At 67.4% G+C, this 19,914-nt stretch carries 17 protein-coding genes; 9 read left to right on the top strand and 8 right to left on the bottom strand.

The window, feature by feature from the left end:
* Window positions 1–259: 259 nt before the first annotated feature.
* The 4 genes from recA to ACEN8G_RS10375 all read left to right on the top strand — a co-directional run bounded on the left by recA (window position 260) and on the right by ACEN8G_RS10375 (window position 4,082).
* Window positions 260–1,339: a recombinase RecA gene (gene recA / locus ACEN8G_RS10390; protein ID WP_413414023.1), complete on the top strand. Its 1,080-nt coding sequence runs from the start codon at window positions 260–262 to the stop codon at window positions 1,337–1,339.
* Between the two features lie 246 nt (window positions 1,340–1,585).
* Entirely contained in the window at window positions 1,586–2,980 is a 1,395-nt protein-coding gene (locus ACEN8G_RS10385) for an RNB domain-containing ribonuclease (protein ID WP_413414021.1), read from the top strand.
* Window positions 2,977–3,459, top strand: coding sequence for a hypothetical protein (locus ACEN8G_RS10380; protein ID WP_413414020.1), 483 nt, complete (start codon window positions 2,977–2,979; stop codon window positions 3,457–3,459). Before ACEN8G_RS10385 ends, ACEN8G_RS10380 begins: the two co-directional genes overlap by 4 nt.
* On the top strand, window positions 3,456–4,082 hold the full coding sequence (locus ACEN8G_RS10375) for a glutathione S-transferase family protein (protein WP_413414018.1): 627 nt from the start codon (window positions 3,456–3,458) through the stop codon (window positions 4,080–4,082). Before ACEN8G_RS10380 ends, ACEN8G_RS10375 begins: the two co-directional genes overlap by 4 nt.
* On the opposite strand, the gene ACEN8G_RS10370 is transcribed toward ACEN8G_RS10375, so the two are convergent.
* Both ACEN8G_RS10370 and ACEN8G_RS10365 read right to left on the bottom strand, forming a co-directional pair.
* A complete protein-coding gene (locus tag ACEN8G_RS10370; protein WP_413414017.1) occupies window positions 4,073–4,933 on the bottom strand; it encodes a rhodanese-related sulfurtransferase in 861 nt (286 codons plus the stop codon). The genes ACEN8G_RS10375 and ACEN8G_RS10370 overlap by 10 nt on opposite strands.
* Window positions 4,920–6,239 carry a dicarboxylate/amino acid:cation symporter gene (locus ACEN8G_RS10365; RefSeq protein WP_413414016.1) on the bottom strand — a complete coding sequence of 440 codons (1,320 nt, stop codon included), beginning with the start codon at window positions 6,237–6,239 and terminating at the stop codon, window positions 4,920–4,922. Before ACEN8G_RS10365 ends, ACEN8G_RS10370 begins: the two co-directional genes overlap by 14 nt.
* Window positions 6,240–6,395: 156 nt before the next feature.
* Here ACEN8G_RS10365 and ACEN8G_RS10360 point away from each other — a divergent pair, with 156 nt between their 5' ends.
* Window positions 6,396–7,649, top strand: a complete 1,254-nt coding sequence (locus ACEN8G_RS10360; protein WP_413414045.1) for a M24 family metallopeptidase — start codon at window positions 6,396–6,398, stop codon at window positions 7,647–7,649.
* Between the two features lie 245 nt (window positions 7,650–7,894).
* Here ACEN8G_RS10360 and map read toward each other — a convergent pair whose 3' ends face one another.
* On the bottom strand, window positions 7,895–8,653 hold the full coding sequence (gene map / locus ACEN8G_RS10355; RefSeq protein ID WP_413414015.1) for a type I methionyl aminopeptidase: 759 nt from the start codon (window positions 8,651–8,653) through the stop codon (window positions 7,895–7,897).
* A gap of 1 nt (window position 8,654) precedes the next feature.
* Entirely contained in the window at window positions 8,655–8,861 is a 207-nt protein-coding gene (locus tag ACEN8G_RS10350) for a ParD-like family protein (RefSeq protein WP_413414013.1), read from the bottom strand.
* Window positions 8,862–8,961: 100 nt separating this feature from the next.
* On the opposite strand from ACEN8G_RS10350, the gene ACEN8G_RS10345 reads away from it, so the two are divergent.
* On the top strand, window positions 8,962–9,516 hold the full coding sequence (locus tag ACEN8G_RS10345) for a site-2 protease family protein (protein WP_413414012.1): 555 nt from the start codon (window positions 8,962–8,964) through the stop codon (window positions 9,514–9,516).
* A gap of 68 nt (window positions 9,517–9,584) precedes the next feature.
* Window positions 9,585–12,236, top strand: a complete 2,652-nt coding sequence (gene alaS / locus ACEN8G_RS10340; RefSeq protein ID WP_413414011.1) for an alanine--tRNA ligase — start codon at window positions 9,585–9,587, stop codon at window positions 12,234–12,236.
* A gap of 165 nt (window positions 12,237–12,401) precedes the next feature.
* Here the strand turns inward: alaS and ACEN8G_RS10335 are convergent, their stop codons facing one another.
* From ACEN8G_RS10335 to ACEN8G_RS10325, 3 genes are all read right to left on the bottom strand, one after another.
* Window positions 12,402–12,920, bottom strand: coding sequence for a hypothetical protein (locus ACEN8G_RS10335; protein ID WP_307118997.1), 519 nt, complete (start codon window positions 12,918–12,920; stop codon window positions 12,402–12,404).
* Window positions 12,921–12,925: 5 nt separating this feature from the next.
* Window positions 12,926–13,438, bottom strand: a complete 513-nt coding sequence (locus ACEN8G_RS10330) for a hypothetical protein (protein ID WP_413414010.1) — start codon at window positions 13,436–13,438, stop codon at window positions 12,926–12,928.
* A 72-nt stretch (window positions 13,439–13,510) separates the two neighbouring features.
* A complete protein-coding gene (locus ACEN8G_RS10325) occupies window positions 13,511–15,307 on the bottom strand; it encodes a cation:proton antiporter (RefSeq protein ID WP_413414009.1) in 1,797 nt (598 codons plus the stop codon).
* 424 nt (window positions 15,308–15,731) lie between these two features.
* On the opposite strand from ACEN8G_RS10325, the gene ACEN8G_RS10320 reads away from it, so the two are divergent.
* Window positions 15,732–17,453: a hypothetical protein gene (locus ACEN8G_RS10320; protein WP_413414007.1), complete on the top strand. Its 1,722-nt coding sequence runs from the start codon at window positions 15,732–15,734 to the stop codon at window positions 17,451–17,453.
* Window positions 17,454–17,510: 57 nt separating this feature from the next.
* On the opposite strand, the gene ACEN8G_RS10315 is transcribed toward ACEN8G_RS10320, so the two are convergent.
* Window positions 17,511–17,918, bottom strand: a complete 408-nt coding sequence (locus tag ACEN8G_RS10315) for a MarR family winged helix-turn-helix transcriptional regulator (protein ID WP_413414006.1) — start codon at window positions 17,916–17,918, stop codon at window positions 17,511–17,513.
* 62 nt (window positions 17,919–17,980) lie between these two features.
* Between ACEN8G_RS10315 and ACEN8G_RS10310 the strand changes: the two genes are divergently transcribed.
* Window positions 17,981–19,744, top strand: coding sequence for a chloride channel protein (locus ACEN8G_RS10310; RefSeq protein ID WP_413414004.1), 1,764 nt, complete (start codon window positions 17,981–17,983; stop codon window positions 19,742–19,744).
* Window positions 19,745–19,914: the final 170 nt, after the last annotated feature.

Below are 19,914 nucleotides of genomic sequence, written 5' to 3'. Positions count from 1 at the left end.
GCTAGCGGCGTCGGCAGAGGAGGGCAATCTCTCCCTCTCCCCTTCAGGGGAGAGGGCCGGGAGAGGGCCGGGGAGAGGAGCAGTGTCCCGATAAGAACCTCTGTTCCAGCCTCACCAAAAATGCAGCCCTCCGCCGAGGTGGAACGATTATGGAACAAATTTTTCGTTCCGCTCTTGTTCCATGAGAACAAACGCGATACATGGCGTTCCAACACAGGTTGATGCAGCGTGCTAAACCTTCTAGCGACGGGGACTTCCAATGGCAGCTTCGCTCAAGGTGATTGACGGCAACATGGCGATTTCTTCGGACAAGCAGAAGGCGCTCGACGCCGCACTCGCGCAGATCGACCGCGCATTCGGCAAGGGCTCGGCGATGAAGCTCGGCTCGAAGGAGACGATGCAGGTCGAGGCGATCTCGACCGGCTCGCTCGGGCTCGACATCGCGCTCGGCGTCGGCGGCCTGCCGCGCGGCCGCGTGATCGAAGTCTATGGTCCGGAAAGCTCGGGCAAGACCACGCTGGCGCTCCATGTGATCGCCGAGGCGCAGAAGACGGGCGGCGTCGCCGCCTTCGTCGACGCGGAGCACGCGCTCGATCCGGTCTATGCCAAGAAGCTCGGGGTCAACATCGACGAGCTGATCGTCTCGCAGCCCGATACCGGCGAACAGGCGCTCGAGATCGTCGACACGCTGGTCCGTTCGAATGCGATCGACGTGCTGGTGGTCGATTCGGTCGCCGCGCTGGTGCCGCGCGCCGAAATCGAAGGCGAGATGGGCGACAGCCATGTCGGTCTCCAGGCCCGTCTGATGTCGCAGTCGCTGCGCAAGCTCACCGGCTCGATCAGCCGCTCGCGCTGCATGGTGATCTTCATCAACCAGCTGCGCATGAAGATCGGCGTGATGTACGGCAATCCCGAGACCACGACGGGCGGCAACGCGCTGAAGTTCTACGCCTCGGTCCGCCTCGACATCCGCCGCACCGGCCAGATCAAGGACCGTGAGGACATCATCGGCAACACCACCCGTGTGAAGGTGGTGAAGAACAAGGTCGCCCCGCCGTTCAAGCAGGTCGAGTTCGACATCATGTATGGCGAGGGCATCTCGAAGATCGGCGAGATCCTCGATCTCGGCGTCAAGGCCGGGCTGGTCGAGAAGTCGGGCGCCTGGTTCAGCTATGACAGCGTCCGCATCGGTCAGGGCCGCGAGAATTCGAAGAACTTCCTGCGCGACAATAGCGAGCTGCGTGAACGTCTCGAAAAGGCGATCCGCGCGCGCACCGAAAAGGTCGCCGAAGGACTTATGGCGGGTCCCGACGCCGATGACGGCGACGACGATCTATAATGCATTATCAGGCCGCGCCCGCGTGCGACGCGTGTGGCAGCGGTCACGGGCTCAGCCCATCGGAAGACCCGGCGCGTTGCCCCGCGCCGGGTCTTTCCCGTTCCGCGGACTGTCGCGCGCGCGTTGGATGTCGTGAACTTAGTGAACTTCCGCCTTCGGCCGGGTTACGCGTTCTTCGCGCTGGAGCGCGCTTTGGCGTGTACTTCGTGTACTTTGCACCGTCGCCGGGCACGCTAAGGTAGCCCGATGAAGGCCGTTCTCGATCCCGATTGCGTGCTGGCCAATGGCCTCGCCGCGATCCGCAGCCAGTATCAGGTGCCCCGCGCCTTTCCGCAGCCGGTGCTCGAAGCCGCCGAAGCCGCCGCCCGGCGCAGGCCTTCCGAGCATGTCGACCGCACCGACATCCCCTTCGTCACCCTCGATCCTGCGAGCGCGACCGACCTCGACCAGGCGCTATGGGTGGAGGCGAGCGGCAGCGACCTGCTGCTGCGCTATGCCATCGCCGACGTCGCCTGGTTCGTCGAGGATGGCGACCCGGTCGATGCCGAAGCCTGGCATCGCGGTACGACGCTCTATCTGCCCGACGGCAAGGCCAGCCTCTATCCGCCGGTGCTGAGCGAAGGCGCCGCCAGCCTGCTTCCCGATGGCCCGCGCCCCGGCGTGATCTTCACGGTCCGCGTCGCCCCCGACGGCACGGTGAAGCTCGACGATGCCGAGCGGGCCTTGGTCCGCAGCCGCGCCAAGCTCGCCTATGAGACCGTCACCGACGCAGACCTGCCGCCCCCGTTCGCCGAACTTGCCCGCCGCATCGGGCTGGCCGAGGCCAGGCGTGGTGCCTCCCGGGTCGATCCGCCCGAGCAGGAAGTCGCGCGCCGCGCCGATGGCGGCTATGCGCTTGCCTTCCGCGCCCGCCATCCGTCCGAGGACCAGAACGCGGCCCTGTCGCTCGCGGCGAACCTTGCCACCGCCGAGGTGCTGCAGGCCCATCACACCGGCCTGTTCCGGGTAATGGCCGAGCCCGATGCCGCGGCAGTCCAGCGATTGCGCAATACGGCTCGCGCGCTCGGCATCGCCTGGCCCGTCGCGGAGCCGCTGGCGCGCTTCCGCGACGGGCTCGATGCCGCCGATCCGCAGCAAGCGGCCCTGATGCTCGCGATCCGCCGGGCCGGGCAGGGCGCCAGCTATGCGCCGTGGAGTGCCGATGCGGCACCGTGGCATGCCGCTGTTGCCGCACCCTATGTCCATGCCACCGCGCCGCTTCGCCGGCTTGCCGATCGCTATGTCATCCGGGCGACCCTCGCGATCATGACCGGCCAGCCGGTCCCGGACGCCGTAACCGAGGCTTTCCAGCGCCTGCCCAAGGTCATGGGCAGGGCTGACGCCATGGGCGGCCAGATCGACCGCGCCGTGATCGATCTGGCGGAGGCCGTGATGCTCGACGGCCGCGAGGGCGAGACCTTCGCGGCGGTGGTCACCGATGTCGACATGCGCGGCGCCCGGATGCAGCTCGCCGACCTGCCGGTGGTCACCCGGATCGATGCGCCGGGCGCGGCGCCGGGTACCGCGCTGCAGGTCAGGCTGGTCGATGCTGATCCCTCCAACCGCAGCGTGCGGTTCGAAGCTCTTGCAGGCGCCACGTGAAGCCGGCCGATCCCGAGGATGTCGCGGCGACCGCGGCGCAGGTCGAGACCTTCATCGCCCGCTTCACGCCGGAGATCGCCGGACGCGTTCGTGCGGCGCGCGCCGTGTTGCACGAACGGCTGCCCGGCGCGACCGAGCTGGTCTATGACAACTATAACGGCCTCGCGATCGCCTATGGTCCGGGCGACAGGACGTCCGAGGCGGTGTTCAGCCTGGCCGTCTATCCGCGCAACCTGCTGCTCTATTTCCTCCCCGGCGTCGGTCTGCCCGATCCCGAAGGCCTGCTCCAGGGCGAGGGGAAGGTGGGGCGCTATGTCTGCCTGAAGGATGTTGTGTTGCTGGACGAGCCCGCCGTCGTCGCGCTGATCGACGCGGCACTCGACCGAGCGAAACGCCCCTTGCCGCCCACAGGCGGACAGACCATCGTCAAGTCGATCTCGGCCCGGCAGCGCCCGCGCCGTCCAGCGGAGGCAGCATGACCGTCATCGTCCATCATCTCGAGAATTCCCGCTCGCAGCGCGTGCTCTGGCTGCTCGAGGAGCTGGGCCTGCCCTATGAGGTCCGGCGCTATGAGCGGAACAAGGCGACGATGCTCGCCCCGCCCGAACTGCGCCACATCCATCCGCTCGGCAAGTCGCCGGTCATCGAGCATGGCGGCCAGGCGATCGCGGAGACCGGGGCGATCGTCGAGTATCTGGTCGAGCTGGGCGACGGGAAGCTCGGCAAGCCCGGGCACCGCGAGGATGCGCTGCGCTGGCGGCACTTCCTCCATTATGCCGAGGGCTCGCTGATGCCGCCCCTGTTCACCAAGCTGGTGCTCAGCCGGGTGCCGCTGTTCGGCAAGCTCGCGCAGAAGAAGTTCCAGCCGATGATCGACGTCCATCTCGACTATGTCGAGGGCGAGCTGGCGGCGCGGCCATGGTTCGCAGGTGACGCCTTCACAGCAGCGGACGTGATGATGAGCTTCCCGCTCGAAGCCGCGGTGACCCGCGCCAATGCGACAGCGGGCCGCCCGCACATCGCCGCCTGGATCGAGAAGATCCATGCCCGCCCGGCCTATCGGGCCGCGCTCGCCGCCGGCGGGCCCTATGCTTATGCGTGATCCCGGAAGGCGAGGTCGTCGCAGGCCGGGCAGGGCGCGTCCTCGCTGGCGATGAGGCCCTGGCAGCGCGGGCAGAGGCTGCGGTTGCGGGGCTGGAGCGCATGGTCGACGGTGACGCGCTGGTCGAACACGAAGCACTCGCCCTGCCAGCGGCTCTGCTCGGGTGGGACCTGCTCGAGATAGGCGAGGATGCCGCCCTTGAGGTGGTAGACCTCGTCGATCCCCTCGGCCTTGAGGAAGGCGGTCGACTTCTCGCAGCGGATGCCGCCGGTGCAGAACATCGCGACGCGCGGCATCGGCCCGTCCTTTTCCCGTTCCTCGCGGAAGCGGCGGAACCAGTCGGGGAACTCGCGGAAGCTGCGCGTCTCCGGATCGATCGCGCCGTTGAAGGTGCCGAGCGCGACTTCATAGGCGTTGCGCGTGTCGATCACGATCGTGCCCGGCGCGTCGATCAGCGCGTTCCAGTCCTGGGGCGCGACATAGTGGCCGACGCCTTCCAGCGGATCGATGTCCGGCTCACCCATCGTCACGATCTCACGCTTCAGCCGGACCTTCATCCGGTCGAACGGCATCGCCGCCGCGGCCGAGTATTTCACGTCGAGCTCGGCGCAGCCGGGCAGGGCGCGGACATGGTCGAGCAGCCGCGCGATCGCCTCGGCGCTGCCGGCGACGGTGCCGTTTAGCCCTTCGTTCGCGAGCAGCAGCGTGCCCTTGATGCCCAGCGCCTCGCACAAAGCGAGGAGCGGGGCCTTCAGGCTCTCGACATCGGGAAAGCGGGTGAACTGATAGAGCGCGGCGACGCGGACGGGCAGGTCCGCGCCGGGCGCCGCTGCGGGATCAGGACTGGCCATAATCCTCGAAGCTGTCGGTCTTGGTGGTGGCGCCGCTCATCGGCAGGACCGCCGGCTCGGGCTCGCTCGGTGCGTCGAGCTTGCCTTCCCAGCGGGCGACCACGACGCTGGCCACCGCATTGCCGATCACGTTCGTCGCGGTGCGGCCCATGTCGAGGAAATGATCGACGGCGAGGATCAGCAGCACGCCGGCCTCGGGGATGTTGAAGTGGCTGAGCGTGCCGGTGATCACGACGAGACTGGCGCGCGGCACGCCGGCGATGCCCTTGCTGGTGACCATCAGGATCAGCAGCATCTGGATCATCGTCATCCAGTCGAGATGGATGCCGTATGCCTGGGCGATGAAGATCGACGCGAACGTCATGTACATCATCGAGCCGTCGAGGTTGAACGAATAGCCGAGCGGCAGCACGAAGCTGGCGATGCGCGGCGGCACGCCGAACCGGTCGAGCGCGTCGAGGGTGCGCGGATAGGCGGCTTCCGAAGAGGCGGTCGAGAAGCCGAGCAGGATCGGATCGCGCAGGTAGCGCAGCAGCGTGCCGGTGCGTGGGCCGACGATCAGGAAGCAGGCGCCGAGCAGCACCGCCCAGAGTGCGAAGAGGCCGAGATAGAAACTGCCCATGAAGAAGGCGAGGTCGCCGACCACGCCGATGCCCTTGGTCGCCAGCGCCTTGGCCACCGCGCAGAACACCGCGACGGGTGCGAACAGCATGACATAGCCGGTGACGGTGAGCATCACCTGGACCAGCGCCTCGAGCCCCTTGACCAGCGGCTCGCCCTTCTCGCCGATCGCGGCGAGGCCGACGCCGAAGAACAGCGAGAAGATCACGAGCTGGAGGATGTCGTTGGTCGCCATCGCATCGATGCCGCTGGTCGGCACGATGTGGATGAAGAACTTGGCGAGGTCGAAGCTCGAGCGATCGACGCCGCTCGACGCGGTCGCGGCCGGGATGGTCAGGTTGAGGCCGACGCCGGGCTGCAGCAGGTTGACGAAGATCAGACCGAGGGTGAGCGAGACGAGGCTGGCGCAGACGAACCAGAAGAACGCCTTGAGGCCCACCCGGCCGATCGCACCGCCGCCGCCCATGTGCGCGATGCCGACCACCAGCGTGGAGACGACCAGCGGGGCGATGATCATCTTGATCAGGTGGAGGAACATCTGGGTCGGGATGTCGAGCCCATATGCCCAGTTCTCGATCGCCTTTGCCCCTTCCGGCGAGCCGGACAGCGAGATGTTGAGCACATAGCCCAATATGCCGCCGAGCAGCAGTGCTGCCAGAATGAACCAGGTAAGTCGCTTGCCCAAAACAGGGTCCCCCTAAAATCCTTTGGCGCAGGCAAAGGGGATTGCGGGCCGCGGGTCAAGCCCTGCGCGGCCAGCCGATGTGCGCTGCCCTATGCACAGCGGGTATTGCGGGGACGCTGGAAGCGGCCCTATCGCTTGCGTCACGACTTCCCGGAGATGACGATGCGCCTCGACCGCCGTACCCTTGTCCGCGCCGCCGCCGCGATGCCGCTGCTCGCCCTGCCAGGCGTGCTGCGCGCCGCCGAGCCGGACCTTTCGGCGCTGCAGGACATTACCAAGGGCGCCGTGCCGATCGACAATGCCGAGCGCGCCGACCGGCTCGCGCGGGCGCAGAAGCTGATGCGGGCCAATGGTATCGGCGCGGTGCTGATCGAGGGCGGATCGTCGCTGATCTACTTCACCGGCCTGCGCTGGGGCCGCAGCGAGCGGCTGACCGCCGTGGTGCTGCCGGCCGAGGGCGAGCCTTGCATCGTCACGCCTTTCTTCGAGGAAGCGCGCACCCGCGAGGGGCTGGCGATCCCGGCCGAAGTGCGGGTGTGGAACGAGGACGAGGACCCGCTCAAGACCGTCGCCGGCTTCCTCAAGGACCGCAAGCTCGCCCATCTGCCGGTCGGCATCGAGGAGACGGTGCGCTATTTCGCGGTCGACGGCCTGCAGAAGGTCGGGCTCAAGGTGGTCTCGGCCAATCCGGTCGTCCGCGGCTGCCGGATGATCAAGACGGCGCCCGAGATCGCGCTGATGCAGCTCGCCACCGACGTGACCATCGCCGCCTATCGCTGGGTCTGTCCGCGCGTCGAAAAGGGGATGAGCCAGCGCGACGTCTCTGCGCTGATGGACGCCGCGACGAAGAAGCTGGGCGGCAGCCCGGAGTTCAGCATGGTGCTGGTCGGCGAGGGTGCGGCCTATCCGCACGGGACCAAGGTGCCTTCGCCGGTCGCCGATGGGCGGATCGTGCTGATGGACTGCGGTTGCACCGTGCAGGGCTATCAGTCCGACGTGTCGCGCACCTGGGTCCACGGCACCGCCACGGCCGAGCAGCGCAAGGTGTGGGACCAGGTGGCGCAGGGCCAGCAGACCGCCTTCGCCGCGGCGAAGCTTGGCGCGACCGCGGGCAGCGTCGACGATGCGGTGCGCCGCTACTATGCCTCGCTGGGCTGGGGGCCGGACTACAAGCTGCCGGGCCTGTCGCATCGCACCGGACACGGCATCGGGCTGGACGGGCACGAGCCGGTCAATTTGGTGCGCGGCGAGACGACCAAGCTGGCGCCAGGCATGTGCTTCTCGAACGAGCCGGGCATCTACATCCCTGGCAGCTTCGGCGTGCGGCTGGAGGACTGTTTCCACATGACCGAAAACGGGCCGAAATGGTTCAGCCAGCCGCCCAGGTCGATCGACGCGCCGATGGGGTGATCCTACCGGGCCGGTGATCGAGTGCGCGTCAAAGTACACGAAGTACACGCCCAAAGCGGGTTTTCGCGGCGCGAAGATCGCGAAGGCGGTGCACAGCGAGGACTGCACCAAGGCCGCGGCGCAACATTGTTGCGCCGACGGAATCCTATATTTCCAACCTGTCCAAGAGCGGCCGGGAGCGATCCCGGCGGCCTGAGGGAAACAGGCGAAATCCTATTTTGCAACCGGCCTGTGCCGGGGCGGGCTCAGCTGCCGTCGGCGCGCAGGGTGAGGACCTCGACGCCGGTGGCGGTGACCGCCACGGTATGCTCGAACTGCGCGGAGAGCTTGCCGTCGCGGGTGACGACGGTCCAGCCGTCATTCTCGGTCTCGACCATGCGGCTGCCCTGGTTGACCATCGGCTCGATCGTGAAGGTCATGCCCTCGCGCAGCTTCACGCCGGTGCCCGGCCTGCCGAAATTGAGCACCGAGGGTTCCTCGTGCATCTCGCGGCCGATGCCGTGCCCGCAATATTCGCGGACCACGGTGTAGCCATGCTTCTTGGCATGGCGTTCGATCGCGAAGCCGATATCGCCGAGATGCGCGCCGGGGCGGACCTGGCGGATGCCCTGCCACATCGCCTCCTGCGCCACCTTCGCCAGCCGGCGCGCCGCCGGGGCGACATTGCCGACCAGATAGGTCTTGCTCGAATCGGCGATGAAGCCGTTCTTTTCCAGCGTGATGTCGAGATTGATGATGTCGCCGTCACGGATGATCGTGTCCGGATCGGGCACGCCGTGACACACCACGTCGTTGATCGAGCAGTTCAGGACGTATTTGAACCCGTACTGGCCTTTGCTCGCCGGACGGGCGGCGAGATCGATAGTGATGAAGCGCTCGACCAGGTCGTTGACCTGCATCGTCGACATGCCGGCAAGGTCCTGGCCGTCGAGCATCTCGAAGACCGATGCCAGCAGCTTGCCGGAGATCCGCATCAGTTCCAGTTCGTCGGGCGTCTTGACCATGTCAGGCGGCCGCGGCTTCCGGGAGCGGTGGCTGGGCAAGCTCCAGCTGCATCCGGACGATCTGCGTGAAGGAGAGGGCGGGATTGGCCTCGGCGAGCATGCCGATCTTCATCCAGAATTCGGCCTGGGCATTGATCGAGCGGCACATCACCGTGCTGGCGCGGCGAATCTCCTCGTGCAGCGCGTCGTCGATCTTCACAATGCCCATGATGTTCCTCGGCGGATATACGAATCGTATATGTTTCGTATATCGCTTTCGCCGGAGATCGCAAATAGACTGTCGGCCGGGTTTGCCGGAAATTGGGGGAATGATGCGGGTTCTGGCGATGGCGATCTTCTTCCTGACTGCCATTGGCGTGATGGGCGTGCTGAGCGAGCATTTCCGGGGCGATACCGGGCTGGTGCTGCGGCTCGCGGTGGATGTGCTGCTCTGCTTCGTCGCGGTGCTGGTGCATGAGCTGGGGCATGCTGCGGCGGCGCACCGGCTGGGCGCGGATATCCGTTCGATCGTGGTGCTGCCTTTCGCGTTCAACACGAAACGGCGCGAACTGCGGCTGAAATGGCGGGCCGGAACGGGCGACCTGGGCGGCTATGTATCGTACACGCTCGATCGGATCGATGCGCGCCGTAAGCATATGATGATCGCCGCGGCGGGGCCGATCGCGAATCTCCTGCTCGCGTTATTGGCCGGCACCGGCGCGGCGCTGGCTGGCAGCCAGACGCTGGGTGGCGCATTGCTCGGCGCGCTCGCCTTCCTTTCGGCCGGCATGGGAATCGCCAATCTCGTGCCGTTCAAGGGCAGCGACGGGCACCATATCCTCCAGGGCTTTCGCGCCGGGGCCCGCAATAGATCGGTGAGATAGGCGGGCTTTCACCCTGATCGAAGTGTTTCGCTTGAGCGAAAGCCTGTCCGCAACTAAGTCGGCGGCTTATGACTTCGACCAACGATATCCGCCGTTCGTTCCTCGACTATTTCGAGAGCCAGGGCCATGCCCGCGTTCCCAGCGCTCCGCTGGTGCCGCACAATGACCCGACCCTGATGTTCGTGAACGCCGGCATGGTGCCGTTCAAGAACGTGTTCACGGGGCTGGAGAGCCGGCCCTATTCGACGGCGACCAGCTCGCAGAAGTGCGTCCGCGCGGGCGGCAAGCACAACGACCTGGACAATGTCGGCTATACCGCGCGTCACCACACCTTCTTCGAGATGCTCGGCAACTTCTCGTTCGGCGACTATTTCAAGGAGCAGGCGATCACCCATGCCTGGACGCTGCTCACCAAGGTGTGGGGCATCCCGGCGAACAAGCTGACCGCGACCGTCTATCATACCGACGACCAGGCGTTCGAGCTGTGGAAGAAGATCGCCGGGCTCCCCGAGGAGCGGATCATCCGCATCCCGACCAAGGACAATTTCTGGGCGATGGGCTCGGACGGTCCGTGCGGGCCGTGCTCGGAAATCTTCTACGATCACGGCGACCATATCTGGGGCGGCCCGCCGGGATCGCCGGAAGAGGATGGCGACCGCTTCGTCGAGATCTGGAACCTCGTCTTCATGCAGTTCCTGCAGGAGAATGATGAGATCATCGGTGACCTGCCGCGGCCCTCGATCGACACCGGCATGGGCCTGGAGCGCGTCGCCGCGGTGCTGCAGGGCGTGCACGACAATTACGATACCGACACGTTCAAGGCGCTGATCGCCGAATCGGGTGCGCTGACCGGCGCATCGACCACCGGCGAGAACCAGGCGAGCCACCGCGTGATCGCCGATCACCTGCGCTCGGCCGGCTTCCTGGTGGCGGACGGCGTGCTGCCGGCGAACGAGGGCCGCGGCTATGTGCTCCGCCGCATCATGCGCCGTGCGATGCGCCACGCCCATCTGCTCGGCGCCAAGGATCCGCTGATGCACCGCATGGTGCCGTCGCTGGTCGCCGAGATGGGCGCTGCGTTCCCCGAACTGGTCCGCGCCCAGCCGCTGATCGAGGCAACGTTGCTGCAGGAGGAGACGCGCTTCCGCCAGACGCTGGCCAACGGCTTGCGCTTGCTCGACGAGGCGACCACCGGCATGGCGGCGGGCGACACGCTGCCGGGCGAGACCGCTTTCAAGCTCTACGACACGTTCGGCTTCCCCTATGACCTGACCGAGGACGCGCTGCGCGCCCAGGAGATCAGCGTCGATCGTGCCGGCTTCGACACTGCGATGGCCGCGCAGAAGGCTGCCGCGCGCGCCGCCTGGAAGGGCTCGGGCGAGAAGGCTTCGGAAGAGCTGTGGTACGACCTGGCCGACGAGCTGGGCGGCACCGAGTTCACCGGCTATGCCGGCACCCAGGGCGAAGGCCAGGTGCTGGCGATCGTCAAGGACGGCGCCAAGGTCGACAAGGCGGTGGCCGGCGACAGCGTGACGATCTTGACCAACCAGACGCCCTTCTACGCCGAGAGCGGCGGCCAGATGGGCGATGTCGGCGTGATCGCGAACGACAAGCTGAGCGCGGCGGTGACCGACACCTCCAAGCCGCTCGGGCGCCTGCATGCGCACCATGCCAAGATCGAGACCGGCGAAGTCGCCGTGGGCGATGCGGTGCAGCTCACCGTCGATGTGAACCACCGCGACCGCGTGCGCGCCAACCACTCGGCGACGCACCTGCTGCACGCCGCGCTGCGCAAGCGGCTGGGCGGGCATGTGACGCAGAAGGGCAGCCTCGTGGCGCCCGATCGCCTGCGCTTCGACTTCTCGCACCCCTCGGCGCTGTCGGCTGAGGATATCGCGGACATCGAGGCCGATGTGAACGCGCAGATTCGCCATAACGGCGCGGTCGAGACCCGGCTGATGACCCCGGACGACGCGATCGCCGCCGGCGCGATGGCGCTGTTCGGCGAAAAATATGGCGACGAGGTCCGCGTGCTCTCGATGGGGCTGGGCGAGGATGCGTCCTATTCGGTCGAGCTGTGCGGCGGCACCCACGTCAATGCGACGGGCGACATCGCGATCTTCAAGATCGTCTCCGAGAGCGCGGTTTCGAGCGGCGTGCGCCGTATCGAGGCGCTTACCGGTGAAGGTGCGCGGCTGTGGCTCAATGGCCGCGACGCGCAGCTGCGCGAGGCTGCGGCGGCGCTCAAGACGTCGCCCGACGATGTCGTGGCGCGCGTCGGTGCGCTGGTCGAGGAGCGGCGCAAGCTCGAGCGCGAGCTGGCCGAGGCCAAGAAGGCGCTGGCGCTGGGCGGCGGCGGTGCCGCCCAGGCGGCTGGTCCGGAGCAGGTCGCAGGGATCAACTTCATCGGCCAGGTGATCGACGGGCTCGAACCCAAGGAACTGCGCGGCGCGGTCGACGAGGCCAAGCAGCGGGTCGGCGCGGGCGTGGTCGCGCTGGTCGCTGTGAACGACGGCCGGGCCTCGGTCGCAGTCGGCGTGACCGACGGGATCGGCGCGAGCGCGGTCGACCTGGTCAAGGTCGCGGTGGCGGTGCTGGGCGGGCAGGGCGGCGGTGGCCGTCCCGACATGGCCCAGGGCGGCGGCCCGGACGGCGACAAGGGCGCGGAGGCGCTCGACGCGGTCAAGGCCGCGCTGGCGGAAGCGCTCGCGGCGGCTTGACTCTAATTCCTCCCCCAGCTTGCTGGGGGAGGGGACCATCCGAGGGATGGTGGAGGGGCCGCGCCGACGGCGTGCCCTTCGCTCGATAGCGCGGACTGCCCCTCCACCACCGGCTTCGCCGGCGGTCCCCCTCCCCGAGACGAGCTCGGGGAGGAATTAGGTGGACTACATCCCCGGTGCCCAGCCTTCCTCGGGCGAGACCCAGAGCGCGCGCTGGTTCATGTCGGCGCGGACCTGGCCGTCGATGATCACGTCGGAGACCAGGCCGTCGCCATCGGGGCGGTCGCGGTAGCAGCGCTTCCGGCCGGCGAGCGGCTGGAGCGCGAGCATCAGGCGCTGGCGGACCGAGGTCTCCACCGCCGGGGCGAGCGCGGCGCCGTCCTTGGTGAGCTTGCCCGACGTGAAGTCGATCGGGCGCACGGTCGAGCAGACCGCGCCGTCCTCGATCTGGCCCGGGGTCTGATACTCGATCAGGATCGTCGGCTCGGTCGAGACCACACCGGTGATCACCGCGTCGAACCGGCCATCGGCATGCACGGTGTAGCGTACCATCGTCGCGCAGGTCCGGGCGCGGCTGTCCGGGTTGATGCAGCGGATCTTGCCGGCGCGGGCGGGATCGAGCAGGTCAGGGGCCGGCAGCGGCGCGGGCGCGGCGGTGGCGAGCAGGAGCAGGGTGGCGATCATCGGCATCAGTTCCCGAGCTTGTAGCCGTCCTTCTCGCCCACCCAGATGAATTTCTGGCTGAGATCGGCGCGGACGGCGCCGTCGATGGTGAGTTCGTTGGTCAGCAGGCCGCCCTCCGCCGGCTTGATCGTCGTGCAGGCGGCCTTGCCGTCGAGAGGGGAGATGGCGGCGACCATCTGGCTCTTCACCGCGGTGGCGGTCGCCTCGTCCGCCGGCGCGCCGTTGACGAGCACGGTGCCGCCCTGGAAATCGGCCAGGCTGATCGTCTCGCAGAGCTGGCCGTCCTTGATCGCGCCCTTGGTGCGCACCTCCATGGTGATCAGCGGGGTGGGGGCAAGGAACAGCTGGGTGGTCGATTCATAGCTCGCGCCGCTGATCTTGTAGCGGGTGGTGCCGAGGCAGGTCTTCTTCTCCGCATTGGGCACCACGCACTGGGTCTTGCCCTCGCGGGCCGGGGCGAGCGGATCGGCGGTCTGTCCCGCGGCGGCGAGGGCGAGAAGCAGCAGGCTGGTGATCATCGAGGCACTCCCGGAACAAGCTATGCGGCAAGAGATGCGCTGCCGCCGCGGGGCGGGCAAGCGCAATCGGCGTCAGGCGGGCGTATCGGTCTCCTCCGTGCCGCCCTTGCCCAGGCGCACGCGGCGGAAGCGGGGCTCGCGGTCCATGCCGGCGACGTCCTTGATCTTCTTGCGCATCTCGTCGCGCTTCTCGTGGATCGAGGCGATCACCGGGCCGACCGCCATGCCGAGATCGACCAGCACCACCTCGGAGAGCTGGAGCGAGCTCTCCAGCGCCTCGGGCACCGCCTCGGTCGCGCCGGCGCGGTAGAGCTCGGCGGCATGAGCGGTGTCGCGGGCGCGGGCGATGATCGGCAGGTTCGGCACCCAGCCGCGCACGCGGCGGGTGAGGCGGACGGTGAGGACGGGATCGTCCATCGTCAGCACCAGCGCCTTGGCGTGGCCGAGGTTGAGCTGGTCGACCAGTTCCGAGCGGGTGACGTCGCCGAACAGCACGTTGTAGCCGCCGCGCCGGGCGGTGTTGACGTTGTCGATGTCGGCATCGACGCCGATATAGGGCAGGTTGTGGCGTCGGAGCATGTCGGCGACGGTGCGGCCGACGCGGCCGAAGCCGATCACCACGGTGCCGGCCTGGACCTGCTCGAGCGCGGTATCGGGCACGTCCTCGCTCCGGCTGCGCTCGATCAGTTGGGCGATCAGGCGCCCGGCCTTGGCGAGCAGCGGCGTGGCGGTGAGGCCGATCGCGGTGACGGTGGTCCAGAAGCCGGCGGTGCTGGGCGAGATCAGGCCCGCCGCACCGGCGACGCCGAGCACGATCAGCGTGGTCTCGGACGGGCTGGCCATCAGCACGCCGGTCTCCGCCGCGGTGCCGGTGCGCGCGCCCGAGAGCTTGAGCAGGCCCATGGTCACGGCGGTCTTGACCAGCATGACCATCAGCGAGGCGCCGAGCAGGGGCGCCCAGTTCTCGAGCACGAAGCGCAGGTCCAGCCGCATGCCGACGGTGATCAGGAACACGCCGAGCGCAAGGCCCTTGAACGGCGCGGTGATCGCTTCGACTTCGCCATGATATTCGGTCTCGGCGATCAGCAGGCCGGCGATCAGCGCGCCGACGATCGGCGAGAGGCCGACGGCGCTGGTCGCCAGGCTGGCGACGATCACGACGAGCAGGCTGGCGGCGAGGAACAGCTCGGGGCTCTTGGTGCGCGCCGCCTGGGCGAACATGCGCGGGAGGAGGAGACGGCCGCCTAGGAACAGCACCGCGACGGTGACGATGCCCAGGCCGAGCGTGGAGAGCAGCTTCCAGGCGCCGGCGTCTCCGCCGACCGCGGGGGCGAAGGCGCCGAGCAGGAAGATGATCGGGACCAGCGCGAGATCCTCGAACAGCAGCATCGAGAAGGCGGCGCGGCCTACCGCGCTGGTGGTGCCGGCGATCGGGATGACGAGCGCGGTAGAGGAGAGCGAGAGCGCCAGGCCGAGCCCGATCGCGCCGCCGGTGCTGAGCCCGGTGAGATAGAGCATCGCGGCCAGGATCAGGCCAGCGCCGAGCAACTCCGCCGCGCCGACGCCGAAGACGAGCGTGCGCATCGCCCAGAGGCGCTTGAAAGACAGCTCCAGGCCGATCGAGAACAGCAGCAGAATGATGCCGAACTCGGCGAACGGCTCGATCGCATGCGCGTCCGAGATGGTCAGGTGGACGAGCCAGGGCTGCTGCTCGACCAGATCGCCCAAACCGCCGGGGCCGACGAGTGCGCCGACCAGGATGAACCCGATGACCGGGCTGATCCGGAAGCGGGCAAAGGCCGGGATGACGAGGCCGGCGGCGCCGAGGATGACGAGCGCGTCGCGCAGGCCGCTGTTCGCCAGGTTCATCGCCGGGCCTCAGCGTCGAAGGCCGGGAGGTTCATGTCGGAGATGGGAAGGGGGCGCGGCGCGCGCGGGATCATCGGGTGCGGGATCGAATTTATGGCCATCTCTCCCTAGGCAGCATGGCGGGGCGGACATTGCAAGGCCGAGGGAGAAATTCCCGTCGGGCTCCGGCAAGGGAAGGGGATGTTTGACAAGGTTCGAGTGGATTTGCTTGGGATCGTTGAGAATATCTGCGCAAATTATCTAAGTTAAGATGCTGTCATCCAAGTAAAAATAGTCGAATTCTTCTTTCATTTCGGTGCATTTGCCAGATTGAGCAGGGTGGTCTGATGCTATATCTTCGAAAAATAGAAGATATGCGGATCAATAGGCCGCGTCGGCGGTCGCCGGGTCGTTTCTTGAAGTCTGGATAGACAGAGGAATCGACATGGAAATTGAATCCGTTCTCGCCCGCCGCGTTGAACTGCGGAATATAAATCGCCTGCGCTTCGATGCGATCGATCGCGGCGACCTGGTGATCAAGCCCTTCCTGGCCCCGTGCCGCGTCAAGATCTTGCTGGTGGCCGATGGCGTGAATGGCGGTTTCGTCAACGTCACCTATGGGCGGCTCTATTTCAGCCTCTCGGCATTGTGCGAAGTCCTGGAGCACAGCCCGGACTGGTGGGTGCGCTACGACCTGACCAAGATGCATCGGCAGACAGATCCCCTTGGCGCGGCGGACAGGAACGACTTCCGCTTCACCGACAAGGATTTCAACATCAACGATTATGACCAGATCTGGTTCTTCGGCGCGCGGACCAACTTCAACGACAGTCAGCGCCTGTCCGACGCGGAACTGGCGATCATCGCGCGCTGGATGGACGAGAAGCAGGGCGGAGTCTTCGCGGTGGGCGACCATGCCGATTTCGGCGCGTCGCTGTGCGGCCGGATCCCGCGCGTCGCGACTATGCGCAAATGGGCGCCGGCGCAGAGCCCGCCGAGCCCCACCGGGGCGGACCGGCATGACACGCTGGTGCGCGGGCACGACAATTTCTACAATTTCAACGACGAATCCGACGACATTCCGATGAAGGTGCGCCTGCGCCGCTATCCTTTGTGGTCGACCTCGCCCTTTCAGCGCCGCTGGGCGCCGCATCCGGTGCTGTGCGGCAAGAAGGGGCCGATCGACATCCTGCCCGACCACCCGCATGAAGGCGAGGTGATCGAGCCGACCAACGGCGCCGCGACCTTCGGCTTCGGCAGCTATACCAACAAGCCCGAATATCCCGAGGTGAACGGCCATCGCGAGATGCCGCACATCATCGCCTGGGCGCGAGTGCAGGGCGACCATACCGAGGGGCGCAGCGGCCAGCCTGGCACCGATCGCAACAAGGGGCCGGCCAATGCCAAGGAGTTCGGTGCGGTGGGCGCCTATGACGGGCATCTGGGCAATGTCGGCCGGGTGGTGGTCGATTCGACCTGGCACCACTGGATGGACGTCAACCTGATCGGCCGGCCGCGCACCGGCGACCAGATTGATCCGGTGGACGATGACGACCCCAAGGCGTTCGGCTTCGAATATAGCGCGGACGGCAAGGCGGCCTATGCGCGGATCAAGGAGTATTTCCTGAACGTCGCCAAATGGCTCGCCGCGCCGGCCAAGCAGAATTGCATGTTCACCCGCGCGACCTGGGGCATCGTGGTCCGCTATCCGCTCGCCGAGCAGCTGAGCCCCAAGCTGCCGATCTGGGAGCTGGGCGGCTTCGCGCGCGATGCGATCGGGCGCCGGGCGTCGCTGTGCACGATGTACTCGTGGATCAAGCCGCATTTCCCCGAATGGCGCGAATTGCTGCCGATCGACATCAAGCGCGTGCCGGACCCGACCGAGGAACTGCTCGCGCCGAGCTGGGAGGCGTTCGAGGCCTATGTGCTGGGCGGCATCACCCGTAAGATGCTCGAACTGGCCTATGCCGCGGCGGCGAAGGAAGACGAGGTGGCGGACCGCCAGGTCGCCGATGCGATGGCCAAGGGGCTGAAGCTCGGCGCGGAGAGCTTCCACAAGGACCTGCAGAAATCGCAGGAGAAGACCGGGCGCCGCTATGCCGAGGCCGTGGCGCAGGGCGCGCGGGTGAAGGTGAGCGCGGCAACTTTCCTCGACGAGCACCGCTAGCCATATGGGCCGGCACCGGGGAAGGCCCCCGGTGCCGGCCCATATGTCGCGCGGCGATCAATCCAGGCGGGTGAGCAGCGCGGTGAACATCGGGCGGAGGCGGAGCAGTTCCTCGCGGTGGGTGGCCGAGAGCTGTTCGAGCAACTCGCACGCCCGGGGCGTCAGCCCGATCAGCGCCTGGCGCCGGTCGCTTTCCGAGATGGAGCGCGCGACCAGACCGAGCGCTTCGAGCCGCTCGATCAGCCCCGAGGCGCTGTGCGGCTTGATCACCAGCCGTTCGGCGACATGGCCGATCGTCACCTGTTCCGCGGGTGCGCCGCGGATCGCGAGCAGCGCCTGGTGCTGCTGGGCGGTCAGCCCCTGCTCCGCCGCGCGCCGCTCGCTGAACACCAGGAACATGCGGAGCGCGTGCCGGAAATCGGCGAGTGCGGCGTAATCGACGGGATCGGAAACTTCCCCGGCCATGATCTTCCTTCGTTGACTATATCGTATTGCGATATATTTGCGCGGCGTGGAGGAAGTGTTCCATGTCAAAACCCCCTATGCAAGCCGCGGCCCGGCTTGCCGATTACAGTGCCGACTGGCGGATGGCGATGCTGGCTGCGGCCGCGCTGGTGGTGGGCACCGGCGGCGCGCTGGGGGCCTGGCTTCTCGTCAAGCTGATCGCGATCGCGGCCAACCTGTTCTGGTTCGGCGAGCTCTCGACCGCTGCGCGCGAGATCACGGACAATCATCTGGGGCTCTGGGTGGCGGCGATCCCGGTGCTGGGCGCGCTGCTGAACGGCGTGATGGCGCGCTTCGGATCGGAGAAGATCCGCGGCCATGGCATCCCGGAGGCGATCGAGGCGATCCTCTATGGCGAGAGCAGGCTCTCGCTGAAGGTCGCGCTGCTCAAGCCGCTTTCCTCGGCGATCTCGATCGGTAGCGGCGGGCCGTTCGGCGCGGAGGGGCCGATCATCATGACCGGCGGCGCGATCGGATCGCTGTTCGCGCAATGCTTCCACCTGAGCGCGGCCGAGCGGAAGACGCTGCTCGTCGCAGGTGCAGCGGCGGGGATGACCGGGATCTTCGGCACGCCGCTGGCCGCGATCCTGCTGGCGATCGAAGTGCTGCTGTTCGAATGGAAGCCGCGCAGCTTCGTGCCGGTGGTGGTGGCGGTGCTGGTCTCCTTCGCCTGGCGGCCGCTGCTGTTCGGTGCCGGCCCGCTTTTCCCCTTCACCTTTGCTGGCATGGCCGACAGCGGCACGATGCTGGGGCTGGCGCTCGGCCTTGGGCTGCTCGTCGGGCTGGAGGCGGCGTTGCTCTCGCAGCTGCTCTACCGGGTCGAAGACCTGTTCCACCGCCTGCCGGTGCACTGGATGTGGTGGCCGGCGATCGGCGCGGTGGTGGTCGGCCTGGGCGGGCTGATCGATGCGCATGTGCTGGGCGCGGGCTATGGCAATATCCAGAACCTGCTGGATGGCGGGCTGGCGGTGCGCGCCGTGCTGGCGCTGCTGGTGGTCAAGGCGGTGGTCTGGCTGGTCGCGCTGGGATCGGGCACGTCGGGCGGCGTGCTCGCGCCGCTGCTGACGCTGGGCGGCGCGCTCGGCTATCTGGTCGGGCTGTGGCTGCCCGGGACGCCGGGGCTCTGGGCGATGATCGGCATGGCGGGGATCATGAGCGGCGCGATGCGGGCGCCGCTGACCGGCGCGCTGTTCGTGGCCGAGCTGACTGGGCATTTCGACATGCTGCCGCTGGCCGCAGCCGCCTCGACGGGTGCCTATGCGGTGAGCGTGCTGGTGATGCGCCGCTCGATCCTGACGGAGAAGATCGCACGGCGCGGGCGGCATATCCTGCAGGAATATACCGTGGATCCGCTCGACTTCCTCCAGGCGGGCGACGTGATGACGCGCGAGCCTACCACCTTGCCCGGGTGCATGCCGGTGGAAGGCGCGGTGGAGTTCTTCGCCGGGCAGGCGGCGCATCGCAGCTATCCGGTGGTGGATGGCGAGGAGCGGCTGCTCGGGCTGGTCTCGCGCAGCGATGCGCTGCGCTGGCAGACCGAGGGACGGGTGTGGGAGTCGACGCTGGCCGATATCCTGTCCGACGCGTCGCAGCCCTGCGCCTTTCCCGACACGCCGATCGGGGCGGTGGCGGACCTGATGGTGGAAACGGGCGTGGGGCGCATCCCGATCGTCGAGCGCGCCGGCAACCGGGTGGTGGGGATATTGTCGCGGCACGACCTGCTCAAGGCGCGGAGCCTGCGCCGGAAGGACGAGCTTGGGCGGGGCCGGGGGTTCGGCGGCCGATAACCGGGGATTCCGTAGCGGTATGCGCATTGGGCAAGCCTGATCGAATATAAACTATCGCTGGTCGCGGAACTGTCATCTTCCCGCAGCGCGATCGTCACCGACCGCGCTCAACGGACCCCGGAACAGGGCATGCTGCAGCTGCGAAGCCCTGTCGTGCGCGCCGCCCGGCG

This window comes from Sphingomonas sp. Sphisp66 (genome assembly GCF_047324325.1).
In the GTDB taxonomy this organism is placed as follows: domain Bacteria; phylum Pseudomonadota; class Alphaproteobacteria; order Sphingomonadales; family Sphingomonadaceae; genus Sphingomonas.
The sequence above is the reverse complement of the archived record's forward strand: the minus strand, read 5'-3'. Positions and strand labels throughout refer to the sequence as shown.